General features: G+C 68.0%; 13 protein-coding genes. 4 read left to right on the top strand and 9 right to left on the bottom strand.

Translation table 11 applies throughout. From position 1 onward, the window contains the following. Positions 1–29: 29 nt before the first annotated feature. The 3 genes from mprF to O3305_RS09750 all read right to left on the bottom strand — a co-directional run bounded on the left by mprF (position 30) and on the right by O3305_RS09750 (position 3,845). Positions 30–2,597, bottom strand: coding sequence for a bifunctional lysylphosphatidylglycerol flippase/synthetase MprF (gene mprF / locus O3305_RS09760; protein WP_269576215.1), 2,568 nt, complete (start codon positions 2,595–2,597; stop codon positions 30–32). Positions 2,598–2,608: 11 nt separating this feature from the next. Beyond that, positions 2,609–3,034 carry a DUF2147 domain-containing protein gene (locus O3305_RS09755; protein ID WP_446746000.1) on the bottom strand — a complete coding sequence of 142 codons (426 nt, stop codon included), beginning with the start codon at positions 3,032–3,034 and terminating at the stop codon, positions 2,609–2,611. Between the two features lie 76 nt (positions 3,035–3,110). Next, a complete protein-coding gene (locus O3305_RS09750) occupies positions 3,111–3,845 on the bottom strand; it encodes an AcvB/VirJ family lysyl-phosphatidylglycerol hydrolase (protein ID WP_269576214.1) in 735 nt (244 codons plus the stop codon). Positions 3,846–3,955: 110 nt separating this feature from the next. Here O3305_RS09750 and O3305_RS09745 point away from each other — a divergent pair, with 110 nt between their 5' ends. Genes O3305_RS09745 through O3305_RS09735 form a run of 3 tightly spaced genes read left to right on the top strand, consistent with a single transcriptional unit; the run spans position 3,956 to position 6,447 of the window. Continuing rightward, positions 3,956–4,432 (top strand): PDZ domain-containing protein, encoded by a 477-nt coding sequence (locus O3305_RS09745; RefSeq protein WP_269576213.1) that lies wholly within the window; start codon positions 3,956–3,958, stop codon positions 4,430–4,432. Then, positions 4,401–5,084: a winged helix-turn-helix domain-containing protein gene (locus O3305_RS09740; protein ID WP_184168711.1), complete on the top strand. Its 684-nt coding sequence runs from the start codon at positions 4,401–4,403 to the stop codon at positions 5,082–5,084. Before O3305_RS09745 ends, O3305_RS09740 begins: the two co-directional genes overlap by 32 nt. A gap of 1 nt (position 5,085) precedes the next feature. Further along, complete coding sequence (locus O3305_RS09735) at positions 5,086–6,447, top strand: sensor histidine kinase (protein WP_269576212.1); 1,362 nt, start codon at positions 5,086–5,088, stop codon at positions 6,445–6,447. A gap of 39 nt (positions 6,448–6,486) precedes the next feature. Here the strand turns inward: O3305_RS09735 and O3305_RS09730 are convergent, their stop codons facing one another. From O3305_RS09730 to O3305_RS09705, 6 genes are all read right to left on the bottom strand, one after another. Further along, positions 6,487–6,831, bottom strand: a complete 345-nt coding sequence (locus tag O3305_RS09730) for a hypothetical protein (protein WP_269576211.1) — start codon at positions 6,829–6,831, stop codon at positions 6,487–6,489. Beyond that, complete coding sequence (locus O3305_RS09725) at positions 6,828–10,193, bottom strand: glycosyltransferase (protein ID WP_269576210.1); 3,366 nt, start codon at positions 10,191–10,193, stop codon at positions 6,828–6,830. Before O3305_RS09725 ends, O3305_RS09730 begins: the two co-directional genes overlap by 4 nt. Positions 10,194–10,506: 313 nt before the next feature. Then, on the bottom strand, positions 10,507–10,632 hold the full coding sequence (locus O3305_RS09720; RefSeq protein ID WP_269576209.1) for a hypothetical protein: 126 nt from the start codon (positions 10,630–10,632) through the stop codon (positions 10,507–10,509). 85 nt (positions 10,633–10,717) lie between these two features. Then, complete coding sequence (locus tag O3305_RS09715) at positions 10,718–12,103, bottom strand: PepSY-associated TM helix domain-containing protein (protein WP_269576208.1); 1,386 nt, start codon at positions 12,101–12,103, stop codon at positions 10,718–10,720. Then, positions 12,100–14,382 carry a TonB-dependent receptor gene (locus O3305_RS09710; protein ID WP_269576207.1) on the bottom strand — a complete coding sequence of 761 codons (2,283 nt, stop codon included), beginning with the start codon at positions 14,380–14,382 and terminating at the stop codon, positions 12,100–12,102. The genes O3305_RS09715 and O3305_RS09710 overlap by 4 nt, the downstream gene beginning before the upstream one ends. Before the next feature lie 33 nt (positions 14,383–14,415). Further along, a complete protein-coding gene (locus O3305_RS09705; RefSeq protein WP_269576206.1) occupies positions 14,416–14,814 on the bottom strand; it encodes a DUF2946 family protein in 399 nt (132 codons plus the stop codon). Positions 14,815–14,934: 120 nt separating this feature from the next. Between O3305_RS09705 and O3305_RS09700 the strand changes: the two genes are divergently transcribed. Continuing rightward, entirely contained in the window at positions 14,935–15,426 is a 492-nt protein-coding gene (locus O3305_RS09700) for an asparaginase domain-containing protein (protein ID WP_269576205.1), read from the top strand. Positions 15,427–15,519 lie beyond the last annotated feature (93 nt).

The following is a 15,519-nucleotide window of genomic DNA, read 5'->3' as shown; positions in this document are numbered from 1 at the left end:
TCCCCGGCTTGCGCTGGGGAAGCGGTAGTTTACGCCACCAGCCGCAGCCGCCGCTTCCTCGCCGCGCTGCGCGAGCTGCCGCCGATCAGCGTCTGCAGGTCGATCATCCCGCGCGGCAGACCCAGGCCCGGAGGCGCCGCGATGTAGCGGGCGGTCCAGACCGGCGAGAACTTGTCCTTGTAGGCGCGCAGACCCTCGAAGCCGTAGAATGCGTCGCCGTGCCGGTAGAGCAGCGCCCCGATCCGCGCCCACATCGGGGCGAGGCGGCGGGACTCGATGCCCGACAGCGGCGCCATGCCGAGATTGAACCAGCGATAGCCCTGGTCGCGGCCCCAGATCATCAGCTGGACGAACAGGAAGTCCATCGTGCCGTAGGGCATCTCGTCGAGATGGCGCATCAGGTCGATCGACAGCTCCTCGCGATTTTCGGTCGCCCAGACATTGGCGAAGGCGACGATCCTGCCGTTCTGGCGGACCAGCGCGCAATCGAAGCGGGCGATATAGGCGGGATCGAAGCGGCCGACCGAAAAGGCCTTCTCGCCATGCCCCTTGTCGGCGAGCCAGGCATCGGAGACGGCGCGGAGCTCGAGCATCAGGGCAGGGACCTGCGCCGAGGGCACGATCTCGAAGACCGCCCCTTCGCGGGCGGCGCGGCGATCGGAATGACGGAGCGAGCGCTTTTCCGAACCATCCATCGAGAAGCCTGGGAGCGGCACGCGAGCTTCCTCGCCATATTTCACCAGCTGAAGGCCGAGGTCGATCGCGATCGGCAGCGTGTCGGTCGAGATCTGGTAGAGGAGCAGGCGGCCCTGCGCGGCATCGGCCATCTCGCGGATCTGCCAGAGCAGGTCGCCCCATTCCTCCTTCGGGCCGACGGGGTCGCCCATCACGATCCAGCTCTGGCCCTGTACCTGGTACATCAGCAGCGTCTCGCCGCTTTCGGAGCGCAGGAAGCGCTTGTCGCCGGCATAGGCGAGCAGCGCGTCGGTGCGGTTGGCGTGAACCAGGGCGAGGCGGGGCAGCTCGGTGTCCGGCGCGTGCTCCTCGCGCCTGGGCTGGGCATAGCCGAACCACTGGGTGACGGCGACGCAGGTGAGCGCCACGGCAGTGGCGAAGCTGGCGCGCAGGAAGCGCGAGGCGTCGCCCTTCCAGGCGAATTCCCACCAGAGATTGTCCTGATAGGGCACGTGCTTGAAGGCGAAGAAGCCGATCCAGGTAGCAAGCGCGACGGCGACCGCGACGGACAGGAGCGCGCGGCCGGTGAGTGCGCTGGTGAGCGCTGTCTTGCGGTAGAAGGCGGTGCGCGACAGCTGGAGCAGGCCGGCGATGATCAGCAGGATCACAGCTTCCTCATAATCGACCCCCTTCATCAACGAGAACAGCGCGCCGGCGAGCAGTAGCGTGCGGCAGAGCAGGAAAGCGGCGTCGAGACGGCGATAGAGCGCGGGGGCGATCAGCAGCAGCGCGGTGCCGGCCAGGCTGGCGGCGATGTGCGAGGCCTCGACAAAGGGCAGGGGGACAAAGGCGTGGAGGTCGCGCAGGCGCGCGGGGATGGCGGGGAGCGAGCCCGAGACAAGCAGCACGATGCCGCCGACGAAAACCAGTGCCGCGAGGAAGGTGGGGGCGAGGCCATGCATCGCCAGACCGACCGCGCGGATCGCGGCGAGCGGCTTCTTCAGCTGGCGGCGCTCATGCACCGCGAGCAGCGCGGCGGCGACCAGCAGCGGCAGGACATAGTAGATCAGCCGGTAGAGGATCAACGCGGCGAGGATGCGCGACGGGTCGGCGCCCGGCAGCACCGCGAGCATTACCGCCTCGAACACGCCGACGCCGCCGGGGACATGGGTGACCAGTGCGGCGATGATCGCCAGCGCATAGCCGAGGAAGAAGGCCGGGAAGGCGTGGAGGCCGGCGCCGGGGACGAGGATCAGCAGCGCGGCGCTGGCGAGCGCGAGGTCGACCGCCGAGGTGGCGATCATACCGAGCGCCTGCGTCCGGCTGGGGAGCGGGGCGTGCCAGCGCCCGAGGCGCAGGTCGCGGGGCCTGGCGCGCAGCACGGCGAGTACGCCCAGGGTTGTCGCGAGGATCGCGATGCCGATCGCGCGCTGGACGCTGGCGGAGATGGTGACGCCGGCGAGCTCAAGCCCGCCGCCGTGCAGCGCGAGCGCGGCGCCGGCCATGACGACCACGCCCGACCAGAAGGTCAGGCTCGCGGTGGCGATCACCTTGACCACATCGGCGGTGTCGAGCCCGGCGGCATGGTAGACACGATAGCGTGCCGAACCGCCGGTAAGCAGCGCGAAGCCCAGGTTATGGCTCAGCGTGTAGCTGGTGAAGGAGGCGAGCGCGGCAGTGCGATAGGGGAGTGGACGGCCGATGATGCGCAGCGCCAGCACGTCGTACAGCGTCAGCATCAGGTAACTGCCGACGGTCAGCGCCAGCGCGCCGGCGACCTGCCAGGCACCGATCGCGTGGAAGGCGTGGCGCACGTCGCGCCAGCGGACCTCGTGGAGCAGCCCGTGCAGCGCCGCGAAGGCGAGCGCGACGATGCCGATGACGGCGCCGATCTGGAGCGCGGTTTTGTGGGCGGGGCGCATCGCGTCGGCCCTCAGCCGCGCTGCCAGACCTGCGACTTGCAGATCCAGCCGCCCAGGATGCATCCGCTGATCTTCAGGCTGTTCGGGCCCTGCTGTTCGATCTTCGAGTAGAAGGTCTGGCCCATGTCGGGGACATAGACCCGGCCCTGCCACTTGCCGTTGCCGGTGGGGTGATAGTCCTGGAGCAGTTCGGTGCCGATCAGCTTGGCGACGCCGCTGTCCTTCGCGTCCTTCTGCGCCTCGGCATTGGCCCAGACCACCCAGCCGCACAATTTGTCGCCGCACGCGCCGGTCTGCACCTTCACCGTGCCGCGCGGATTGACCCAGGTGCCCATCACGCCGGTCGCGGCGGCGACCGGAGCCTGGGCGGAGGCCTGCATGGTGCCGAGCACCGTGGCGGCGAGGCCGAGGCCGGCCAGGATCTTGCCGAAGCGCATGTCGAATGTCCCTCTGTTGGTCCGTTGTCGCGGCCCGCTCTAGGTAGGCGCGGCTGTCCGCCGCGTGATCCCAAACCTAAATATTGGTAATGTTGGCGATGCCGGTGTGGAGCGCCTTGAACAGCGCGTCCGGATCATGGTGGAGCATGTGCCCGCCCGGCAGCACGATGCGGCGGACATTGGTCTGGGTCAGCTTCGGGCAGAGGCTGTCGGTCTCTTCCACGCCCTGCACGCAGAGCGTCGGCACCCAGGTGAGCTGGCGGCCGGTAGGCAGCGCCATCGCATCGGGCTTGGCCCAGTTGAACAGCTCGTTGGGTGATGCGCGGAAGAAGACGGTGTCGGTGGGCACCACCAGCGCGACAGCCTTCACCCTGGCGCGCAGGTCGGCGGGCAGGCCGGTCAGGCCGACATGCATCATGTCCGCGCCGAAGGACTGGCCGATCATCACCAATCGGTCCGCGTGCCCGAAGGCGAGCGCGCGGCGCGCGGCGGCGGCGATCAGCGCCTGGACCTCGGCCGGGCTGCGCTGCTGGCGGAAATAGGCGAGCGAGCTGACACCCACCACGGGCACGCCCTCTGCGGCGAAGCGCCTGGCGATCTCCGGCCCCATGCCGATCTTGAAGCCCATATCGCCCGAGACCAGCACCACCGCCAGGCCGCGCGCATGCGGGGGCGTGGGTTTGGTGGGGGCGATGTCATAGAAGACCGGGCCGCCGAAATAGCCGATATAGGTCAGGAAGCCGGTGAATCCGGCGAGCACCAGCGCTAGGGCGACCAGGGCGATCTTCAACTTGCGGCGGCTACGGCGCATGCGCGAACTCCTTGAAACTGCTCGCCGTGTAGCCTGTCGCAGTTCGCGAAGGAGTGGCCGGATCATGACCAAAGCTTAACGTGACTTGCCGACCTATGGCGGGCATCCCGATGCTCGAAATGACCACCAATGAAATCCGGGAAGACGCCAGGACCGCCGGCCGCGCGATGCGCGGGACCGACGGGTTCGTGCTGATCCTCGTCCTCTCTTTCGCGCTCAGCGCCATGGTGATCCTGGGCTGGGCCTGGCGATCGGGAATCAACCACGTCTTCGCCGCACAGACCGGCGCCAACATGTTCCCCGGCTTCACCGCAGAGACCCCCAGCGGCGCTGCGCACGGGCTGGTCGTCACCAGCTTGCGCTCGGGCAGCGAGGCGGCGCAGGACGGGATGGAAGTGGGCGACGCGATCGTGGCGATCGATGGCCGCGGGATCGACACGCTCGACCAGGCGCGGCGTTACCTGCGTGACGACCGTCATCCAGAGGTATATCTCGACTTGGTCCACCAAAAGCAGCTACGCCATCTCAAGCTCTTGCGAAGTGCGAGTGGAGAGAATGGGGCACAAGCTGCTGCTGGTGGAGGATGACGAGGCCACCGCCGCGTACATCGTCAAAGGAATGACCGAAGAGGGGTTCACGGTAGACCGCGCCGACAATGGGCGCGACGGCCTGTTCCTCGCCAGTGACGGCAGTTACGACGCGATCGTGCTCGACCGCATGCTGCCGGGCATGGACGGAATGGCCGTGCTCGGTGCGCTGCGTGCCGCGAAGATCGAGACTCCGGTCATCATCCTCTCCGCGCTCGGCACCCCTGACGACCGGGTCGGCGGGCTCACCTCGGGCGCCGACGACTATCTCGTGAAGCCCTTCGCCTTTGCCGAACTCCTCGCCCGCGTGCGCTTGCTGCTGCGCAAGCGCGGGGCGGCCGAGGGCGCGGTGACCAAGCTCAACTCCGGCGACCTCGAGATGGACCTGCTGTCGCGGCGGGTGAAGCGGGGCGCCCGGGTGATCGACCTGCAGCCGCGCGAGTTTCGCCTGCTCGAATATTTCCTGCGCCACCCGGACCAGGTGATTACCCGCACCATGCTTCTCGAAGGCGTGTGGGACTATCATTTCGATCCGGGGACCAACGTGATCGACGTCCATATCAGCCGGCTGCGCAAGAAGCTGGACGATGGTGGCGAGCCGATCCTCCACACGATCCGCGGCGCCGGCTATCGGCTCGGCCCGGCAGCCTGAGATGACGCTCCGTCTGGGGCCGCTGGCGCGTTCGGTGACGGCGCGCTTCGTGATCGTCGCCTTCCTCGTTCAGCTCATCGTCACCGGCGGCATCCTGTTGTTCGTCCAGCAGGCGAGCGAACGCGCGTTGGCGGCCGAGCAGAAGACCCTGGTCGCCGAACTGCGCGACGACCTGGTCTCGGCCTGGCGCGCCGGCGGGGACGAGGGGTTGCGGCGGCTGATTGATGCCAGGCTAGAGCAGGCGCATGCCAGCCCGCCTGTGATCCTGCTCGCCACCGCCAGGCAGGACCCGATCCGCGGCAATCTGGGCGACTGGCCGACGGTGATCCCGGCCCGGACCGACTGGCAGGCAATCGAGCTCTACCGCACCGGCAGCGACCGGGCGGAGCTGATGGGGGTATCCTCCACCACCTTGCCCAATGGCGAGCTGCTGCTGGCGGGGCACGTCATCAGTTCCAGCGTGCGCCTGGCGCGGGTGAACGAGGAAGCGATCACCGCGGCTTTGGTGATCGGCGTGATCTTCGCGCTGCTCAGTGCGCTGCTGATCGGCAGGGTGCTCTCCAACCAGATCCAGGGCGTGGTGAGCACCGCGCGCGAAGTGGGCGAGGGCCGGCTAGGTCGGCGCGTGCCGATCGACGGCAGCGGCGACGCGTTCGATGCGCTGGGCCAGTCGGTCAATGCGATGCTCGACCGGATCGAGGCGCTGGTCTCGCAACTGCGGATGATGACCGACGGGCTGGCGCATGACCTGAAATCGCCGGTCACCCGGATCAAGGTGGCGCTGGAACGCGCGATCATCGAGACCGAGGACGAGACCGCGCTGGCGGCGCTGGAAAGGGTCTCGGGCGAGGCGGAGACGCTGCTCGGCATGCTCTCCACCGCGCTGCTGATCAGCCGCGCCGAAGCCGGGATCGGGCGCGACCGCTTCGTCGACACCGACATCGCGGCGCTGCTTGAGGATCTGGCCGAAGTCTATGGCCCGCTGGCCGAGGATCGGGGCTTCGAGATCGCGGTCGAGGCGGAGTCCGGCCTGCACATGGCGCTGCACCGCGAGCTGGTGGGGCAGGCGCTGGGCAACCTGATCGAGAACGCAACCAAATACGCCGAGGGCGGGCATCGGATAACGGTGAGAGCCGCGCGCGAAGGCGGCGGGGTTTCGCTGTCGGTGGCGGACGACGGGCCGGGCATTCCCGAGGCGCGCCGCGCTGAGGCACTGAGCCGCTTCGGGCGGCTCGATCCGGCGCGGCATATTGCCGGGTCCGGCCTGGGGCTGTCGCTGGTCGAGGCGGTGGCGCGGCTGCACCAGGGGAGCTTCGCGCTGGAGGATGCCGGTCCGGGGCTGCGGGCGGTGTTGCGGTTCTAAGCGCCAGTCCCTCTACCGCTTGCGGGAGAGAGAATAGGGTCACACCGCCAGCGCGTAGGTGATCACCAGTGCCGCCACCGTCATCAGCGACATGGCCGCGATGAAGGTCACGTCGGCGATCCGCTCCAGCTCGTGCAGGCGCTTGGTCGGCCCGTGGCGGATCGCGAAATAGCTGGTCAGCGTCGCGATCAGGAACAGCACCGAATCGAGCGCCAGCATGTCGTCGGCCAGCGTATTGGCCTTGCGCACCGCGATCACCACCCGGAGGATGCCGATCGCGGTGAGGCAGACGCCGACCATCGCGGCGGCGATCGGGCAGATCATCCGGCAGGCACGCTCGTCGAGCATGTACTGGCTGTGATGCTCCTGCGGCGGCCCCTTCACTCGGCGGCGACCGGGGTCCGGGTTTCCACCTTGGCTTCCGGCTCGGCCACGGCCTGGGCTTCCACCCGGCCGCTGCGCTCCAGCTTGCCCCAGCCGACCCAGGGTCCGCGCAGCGCGTTGGCGACGGCGCGGATCACCACCCAGTACATCAGCTGGCGATAGACGAATCGCTGGGCGAGTAGCAGCAGGCCCGGATAGCGCTTCTCGCGCTTCTCCATCCGGTACGCGATCCAGCCGCACAGATAGTCGATCGCCATGAACGACACCCAGTAGATCCCCATGCGGATCACGTCGCTCTCGGTCTGCGCCCAGCCATGCTGGTAGACACGCAGCGCGGTACCGAGGATCGAGACGAGAAGCGCGGCGTCGATCAGTGGGGAGATCAGCGCGAAGGCGATCTGGAACACCCATGCCTGGGGAATGCCGACCAGCGCGAGGCCGGCGGGCTTGCGGGTGCGCAGGATCGCGCGGTGCTTCCACAGACACTGGAGCGTGCCGAACGCCCAGCGGAAGCGCTGCTTGGCGAGCGCGCCGAAGCTCTCGGGCGCCTCGGTCCAGGCGACCGCGTCGATGTCATAGCCGACCCGCCAGCCCTTGCGCTGGATCGCGATGGTCAGGTCCTGGTCCTCGGCCAGCGTGTCGACCGGATAGCCGCCGACATCGTCCAGCGCCGCCTTGCGCCATGCGCCGACCGCGCCGGGGACGACCATGATCGCATCGAGGCTGGCCAGCGCGCGCCGCTCGAGATTCTGCGAGGTGACATATTCGACAGCCTGCCAGCGGGTGACCAGGTTGATCCGGTTGCCGACCTTGGCATTGCCGGCGATCGCGCCGATCTCGTCATCCTCGAACCAGCGGGCGAGGCGGGCGATGGTCAGCGGCTCGAACTGGGTATCGGCATCGAGCGCGATGACAATGTCGCCGCGGGCGATCTCCAGCCCCTTGTTGAGCGCGCGAGCCTTGCCGCCATTCTCCAGGGTGAGCAGCTTGACGCGCGGCTCGGCGGAGAAGGCGTTGCGGACCACGTCGCTGGTGCCGTCCTTCGAACCATCGTCGAGCACGATAACCTCGACATTGACCTGCTCGCTGGCGAGCACGCGGCGGATCGAGTTCTCGATCACCTTGGCCTCGTTATATGCCGGGATCAGCACCGAGACGAAGCGGCCGGGATCGATCGCGGGAGCGACCGGGCGGTTCTTCCTGCGGTTGCCGTTCACCGCCAGCGCGGCGAGGACCAGGGCGCGGGCGATGCCGAGCGCGATCGCGACGAAGAACAGCCACTTGAGCGCGAAGCCGATGATCGCGGCGACGAGGAAGATGCCGACATCGGTCCGCACCGCGGCAAGATCGGCGCCCTTCACTTCGGGCATTACCTGGTCGCGGGTGAGGCCGGCGAGCTGCGAGACGGGGACGAACTGATAGCCCTTCGCCCGGAGCGCATCGATGATGCGGGGCAGCGCGGCGATGGTCTGCGAGCGATCACCGCCGCCGTCATGCAGCAGGATGATCTGGCCGGACTGCTCGTAATTGCCGGCCTCCGCTTCGCGCAGCACGGTGTTGACGATCTCGTCGGTGCCCGGGCGCTGCCAGTCGTTCGGGTCCACGTGCAGGCCGACATTGGTGTAGCCGGCGCGCTGCGCGGTGAGCGCGGGGATCAGTTCGTCCGCGGTGGTCGGCTCAGCGTCACCGAAATAGGGCGCGCGGAACAGGCGGACCGAGCGGCCGGTATAGGCTTCGAGCAGGCGCTGGGTGGCGTTGAGCTCGATCCTTGTGCCGCGCGCCGAGGCGAGCGCCAGGTTCGGGTGGGTGAAGGTGTGGCTGCCGATCTCATTGCCTTCGTCGACGACGCGGCGGACGAGGAACGGCTCGGCCATCGCATTCTCGCCGATCATGAAGAAGGTGCCGGTGACCTGCTTGGCCTTCAGGATGTCGAGGATCTTGGGCGTCCAGTCCGGATCGGGGCCGTCGTCGAAGGTCAGCGCGACCTTGCCGGGCATATAGCCGGTGCGGGTGACGACATAGGGCGTGGGCAGCGACTGGAAGGTCTCGTCGACGATCAGGCCGTTCGGGTTCTGGACGATGGTGCGGGCACCCACGCTCGGCGTGCTGGTGATGCGCAGGATCTCGCCCGAGCCCTCGACGTCGACGTCGCCAACCGCCTCGATCCGGCGCAGATCGGGGATCTTGCCCGAATGCGCGGCGGCAAGGGCGGGCCAGAAGTTCGAGTCTTCCGAGCCCAGGCGCCACAGCGCGACACCGCCGACGCCCTTGATGTTGGCGGCGCGCAGCTGGTTCCAGGCGGTGGTGGCGTCGGCCATCCACACGGTGTGCTCGGTGCCGTTCTCCTCATAGGCGAAGCTCTGGTTACCGCTCGCCTTGTCGAAGGTGACGGTGGCGTCGCTGTCGTGCGCGATCAGCCAGGCCTCTTCGATCGAGATCGGATCGGCCTTGCCGGGGGCGGTCCAGTTATAGCCATAGTTGGCGATGCCGACGATCAGCTTGTCGGCCGGAACCTGGGTGAGCGCGGCGTTCATCTGGTTGACGAACCAGGCCTGGCTGGCGATCGGGCCGGGCGCGGTGACGGGCGCGTGCTCGTCATAATCCATCAGGATCAGCTTGTCCGTCGCGGCGGCATAGGCCTTCATGTTCCAGTCGTCGTCCTGGGCGGGGACGGTGACGGAGACGCTCATCTTCGCCGTGGCGAAGCGGGCATGCGCATCGCGCAGCAGCGCGAGATAGCCGGGCTGGGCGGCGGTGGGCAGCTCCTCGAAGTCGAACACGGCGCCGTCCGCCTTGCGGGCGACCAGGGTGCGCTGGAGACCGTCGAGGAAGGCGGCGCGCGCCTTGGGATCGCGCAGCAGCGCGGCGGCGCCGGCGCTGTCCCAATTGTCGCCGGTGGCGTTCTGCACCATCGGCAGCACCTTGGGGCGCCTGGTGGCGCCGGCGATGATCGTATCGAACTGGGGATCGGGGGTGACGGCGATTGCGTGCTGCGCGCCGGTGACGCTGTAGAGCGACGGCACGACCCAATCGAGGTCGTTCACGTGGCGGCGGAGGGAGGCGCGGCTGGCATCGTCCCAAGGCACGTAGAAGCCAACGGAGAGCGGCGCGCTCGACGCATGCGCCTTGCCGCGCGGCAGCCAGGAAGCGAAGCTGTGGCGCAAGTGATTGGCCTGCTGCTTCAGCGAACGGGGCTGGGGATGCTCCATCGCCATGGCAAGTGGGCCCGGGGTGGGCACGCGGACCACCGTCATCGCGAACGCACCGGCGGCCAGCACGATCACCAGCAGGAGCGCGAAGAAGGCGCGCATCGTCCAGCGGTTTCGCTTGCCGCTTGCGTCGAAGAAGATCGGACGTTCCATCGCCTCTGTGCCCTGATTGCAATGTCTGGTGGTGCGACGCCCGGCCCGAGGAGTGCAGGAGGACCGGGCGCCGCTGGTTTGCCGGCCATGAACGCGGATATGGCCAGCGCTGTCTGGTTAACCCCGCCAGTCCTTCCCGGACCTGCCCGCGGCATTAACTTCCTGTCATGTGGACGATTTCGGCAAAGCAAAACGGCCGGCGCGAAGGGGAGACGCGCCGGCCGTTCAGGGTTGCGGGTGCAGGCTGAAGAGGGTTGCCCGCACCCGCTGGCATCGTCCGGAACAGGGAGTGTCGGGCGATGCCGGAACTGGCTCAGTTCCTGGTTGCGACCCTCGGGGTGTGGTTCGACAGCCGTGCATCGGCGGTCGACCAGGCGGCGGAGCCGGAGACGAGCGTGGCCAGCGCCAGAAGTGCGATTGCGATGCGGGGATTGGACATCTTCAGGCCTCCTGTTTCACCGGCCGCTCGCCGACCGTGAGACAGGTTTTGCCGGAACGCACGTGTCCCGGCCGTGTCGGGAAGGTTACAATTTAGAGAGGCGGCGCAGGCCCAGCCAGCGGGCAGCCGGCGGAGCGAGTCGGCGCATGAGCTGGTCGAAGGCGGTAGCGAGGGCGAGGGTGATGCCGAACAGCGGCATCAGCACGCCGAGCAGGATCGTGAGTCCCACCAGCGCCCAGCTGTGCCGCAACGGATCCTTGGGAGTGGGCGCGCCCAGCACTCCCTGGGGGCGTCTGCGCCACCACAGCACGGCGCTCGACACTGCCAGCAGCACCAGCCCGACCAGCACAAGCAGGTTCACGAGCTGGTTGAGCAGCCCCAGCCAGGCGCCTTCGTGCACCGCGACGCCGAAGCCGACCGCGCGATCGATCCAGTGACGGTCGCCAAAGCCCTGCGATCCGATCACCGCGCCGTCGTCGCCGATCTCGACGGAGACGCGGCGGGTGCGATCTTCCGCCTGGGACTGGACCAGCCAGCGGCCTCCTGCCCTGGTGGGCGGGCTGACTTCGGCGGGGGCGGCGAGGCCGAGCGTCATGGCCTTGGCCACCACCCGGTCGAGCGCCGGGCCCTTGGGAGCGACATGCGCCGTGGTCATGCCGTGATGCTCGGCATGCTCGTCGAGCATCGCGCGGACGCCCTTGTCGAGATCGGCACGTGCCGCCGCATCGGCCTCGGATCCGGCGGACCAGTCCTGGCGGACGGCAGCGGTGCCGGTCGCGATGCGCACTTGCTTGAGATAGTCGCCCCAGTTCTCTGCCCAGGGCAGGCCGGAGACGATCAGGAAGATCGCGCCGATCGACACCCACAGCCCGATCACCGCGTGCAGGTCACGCCAGAAGATGCGCCTGCCGCCCCTGAGGCGCGGCCAGAGGATGCCGCCTAGCCCCTTGCCCTTGCGGCCGCGCGGCCACCAGAGGAACAGGCCGGTGAAGAGCATCACGATCGTCCAGCAGGCGGCGATCTCTACCAGGGCCGAGCCCCATTTGCCGGCGAGCAGCTCGCCATGCAGGCGGAAAACCACGCGCATGAAACGGTTTTCCTCGGGCACGGCCTTGAGCACCTGCCCGCTCTGGGGATGCACCCAGACACGCGTTTCTTCCGCGCCGGCGCCGACGAGCAGCTGGACGGCGTCGTCCGGCGCTTCGGGCAGGACATATTTGTGCAGCACCGCGCCGGGCACCGCCGCCGTGCCGGCCGCGACGATCTGCTCGGGGGCGAGTATCGAGCGGCCGGGCGTCGCGACATGGGTGTAGGGCGCATAGAGCCAGCCTTCGATCTGCGGCTTGAATAGATAGATGCCGCCGGTGACCGACAGCCACAGGATGAAGGGCAGGCAGAACAGCCCGGCATAGAAATGCCAGCGCCACACCGCGCGGAACCAGCGTTCGTGGCGGACGGTCCCGTCGCTCACAGCGTCCACCCCGCTTCGACCAGGACGCTGCGCTGGGGATAGGGGTGATACACCCACGCCTTGTTGTTGGTGATATTGTCCACGCCTGCGCTCAGCCGGAAATTGTCGGTCATCTTCCAGTTCACCTTGGCATCGAGCGCGAACAGCTCCGAGGTATAGCCGAACGTGTCGCCGCGCTGGGTGCCGAAAAGGTCGGTATTGGGCCGGGTAGCATAGCGCATGCCGAGCGAGGCCAGCACGCGCGGGGTCACCTGATAGCGGATGTTAGCGTTGAGCCGCCAGCGCGGGATGCGCGGGAACTGCACGCCCTCGGCCGCCGGCGCGCTGTCGTTGCGCACGGTCTTCGAGTCGATCCAGGCGGCATTGGCGTCGATATCCAGGCCGGCCACGCCGACATCGCGTGCCTCGGCGATCAGCTCGAGTCCGACTTGGCGGGTCGTGTCGATATTCTTGAAGCTCGAGGTGGTGATCCCGTTCTGGTTGAAGCCGGTGAACGCGAAGATCGTGTCCTCAACCCGCTGCCAGAAGGCCGAGCCGGTGAGCTTCAGCCCGCCGAAGTCATGCGCGACGAGCAGGTTGGCGTCGCGCGAGCGCTCGGGCTTGAGGTTCGGATCGAAGCTGTTCGGGTTGAAGCTGCCATCGCCATTGAGGCTGCCCTGGAACAGCTCGCCCACCGTCGGGAAGCGCGTCGCCTCGGCCAGGCTGAGCTGCACGCTGGTCGCCTGCCCATGCCATTCGACAGAGAATTTCGGATCGAACGCGGTGTCGCTGCGCGCGGCATAGCTATTGGTGACCGGGACCCCGCCAGTTCCGAGCCGCCCAAGCCCGCCGTCGAACGCCCGCCAGTTCTCCAGCCGCGCGCCGAGGGTGAAGACCAGCGCCTCAGCGCGTAGCCGCCCCTCGGCCCAGCCGGCGAGCAGCCGGGTCTTGCCATGGGTGCGGGTGGAGAAGGCGCGGCCGCCATCGCCGCGCCACACCGGCAATGTGTAGTTGGTCTGGTCGGTCTGGTAGAGATTGGCGCTGGCGCCGCCCGCAAGCTCGAACGCGCCGGTGCGGCCGTCGACCGAAAGCTCGGCGGTGTACCAGCCGGTCGGCCCCTGGCGCGCCAGCGTGCCCGCGCCATTGTTCGCACCCGCCGTCCAGCTTGCCGAAGTGAAGCCGTCCGAGCGGGCGATCTGGTAGGTCGAGACGTTGAGCTTCGCGGTCACGTCCGGCGCGATCGGGGCGGCGAGCTTGGCGCCGGCGAGGAACTCGTCGCGCACCGTGCGCGACCAGCGCGCGCCGGACGCCGTCCAGCTCTGGCCGAGCGTGGTCACCCTGCCTTCGCAAACCTTGTTGCCGGTGGAGTCGCGCAGATAGCAGTCGGGCGCATATTGCGCGTCGACATTGTGCCAATAGGCCAGCAGCGCTTCGCCGGTGATGCCCGAGGTGCCGTCATAGCCGATGCGCAGTTTGGCCTGGTCCTGCGTCGTCCGCGCCGGGCTCTGCGCCGCGAAGATCGGGCTGGTCGGCCGGCCGGGCGAATTGGGGATCGCCTGGCCCGTATCGACGATCGCGCCGGTCACCACGGTGCCGGGGGCGCCGGTTGCCGGGGTGAGACCATACCAGCTCATCGGCTGGCCATCGTTGCGGAAATGGCGCCCGGAGAGCCGTGCCGACCACGGCCCGTCCTTCTGCCGCCAGCCCAGGCCGGCCTCGCCCGACCAGCCCCAATAGGTCGCGTGGGTGCCGTACTGGTCATAGGGCTCGGTCAGCCCCTGTACGGTCGCGAAGGCTTCGGTTTTCTCCGGCGAGCGGGTGGTGATGTTGACGATGCCGCCCATCGAATTGCCCGAGTAGCGCGCCGAATAGGGGCCATACACCACGTCAAACTGGTCGACCTCGCCGGGGCCGACCACCCCCCATTTGGGCGAGAAGGCGAAGCTGTTGCCGAGGAAGTTCGACACCACGAACCCGTCGACCATCACCAGCGCGCGGGCGCTCTGCATCGAATGGGTGCCGCGAAAGCCCGGCACGCCGTTCGAGTCCCCGGCATAGCGTTTGCGCACGAAGAAATCGGGCGCGTATTTCATCAGGTCCTCGACATTCTGTGCGTTGACGCCGGCGAACTGCGCCTCGCCCATGCTCACCGAGAGCCCGCGCGGATCGATGCTGATCGGTGCGTCCTTCTGACCGACCACGAGGATGGAAGGTTCGTCCTGCGCCTCCTGGGCGAGGGCGGGACCGGCAATGCAGAACAGCGGCAGCGCGGCGATGCGCGTGCGACGACAAGAAGACATGAAAACTCACCTGAACGAGGAAGGACCAAGGGTTCAGGCGAGCGAGGGCGGTCCTTGTGAAGGCGGCTGGGCAAAAGCGCGGCGGCGTGGTGCGGGCGTGGCGACGGGTGCGAAGCCGAGCGCGAGCAGGAAGGCGAGCGCGGCGAGCAGCAGCACCGGATCGGCGCCGCCGAGCATGGCATGGCCGAGTCCCGACCAGGCGCAATCCTGCTTGCCGCCGTCACTGGGCTTGGCGTGATCGGGGTCCATCGGGATGTCGACGGTCATGGTCGCGGGCCCACTGCCGTCGCAGATCACCATGGTGAGCGTCTTGCCGCCGGTTTCACCGAGCATATAGCCGGCGGGCACGAGCGCCTTCGCCGCCAGCGCCGTGGCGATCAGCCACAATGCCAGCCAGCGATGCTCCTTCAGGAAGACGCGCCATGCCCCCATGGAGGACCGGGCTATTCGCTTCGCCGCCGCCTGTCACGTCCGGAATGCGTCGAAGGGGATGGGCATTTTGTCCAACCGTGCAGGTTTCCCCGAGAGGCGAACCGGCGTAAGGGGCCGCGCATGACCCAGCAGCCCATTCTCGTGCTCACCACCGGCGGCACCATCGACAAGCAGTATTTCGACGCCTCGAGCCAGTACACGATCGTCGGCACAATGGTGACGCGGCTGTTCGAGCTGGGCCGGGTGCTGCATCCCTTCGAGATCGACGAAGTGATGCGCAAGGACAGCCTGGAGATGGACGATGCCGACCGCGCGGCGATCGCTGCCCGTGTCGCCGCGTCGGATGCGGAGCGCATCGTCATCACGCACGGCACCGACACGATGACCGAGACGGCCAGGGCGCTGGCCGGCATTCCGGGCAAGACGATGGTGCTGGTCGGCGCGCTGGCGCCGGCGCGCTTCGCCGAGAGCGATGCCACCTTCAACCTGGGCATGGCCTTCGCCACCGTCCAGGTCGCGCAGCCCGGCGTCTACATCACGATGAATGGCACCGTGTTCGAAGCGGGCAAGGTGGTGAAGGACCGCGAAGCCGGGCGCTTCGTGGAAATTTGAGGGCTAACCTGGCCATTCCATCGTCACCCTGAACTTGTTTCAGGGTCAAATGCTCCCACTGGCGATATCCTTCGCGGTTCCTTGGATGCTGAA

Source organism: Sphingomonas sp. NIBR02145, assembly GCF_027359115.1.
Taxonomy (GTDB): domain Bacteria; phylum Pseudomonadota; class Alphaproteobacteria; order Sphingomonadales; family Sphingomonadaceae; genus Sphingomonas; species Sphingomonas kyeonggiensis_A.
This window is presented reverse-complemented; position numbering and strand designations above follow the sequence as displayed.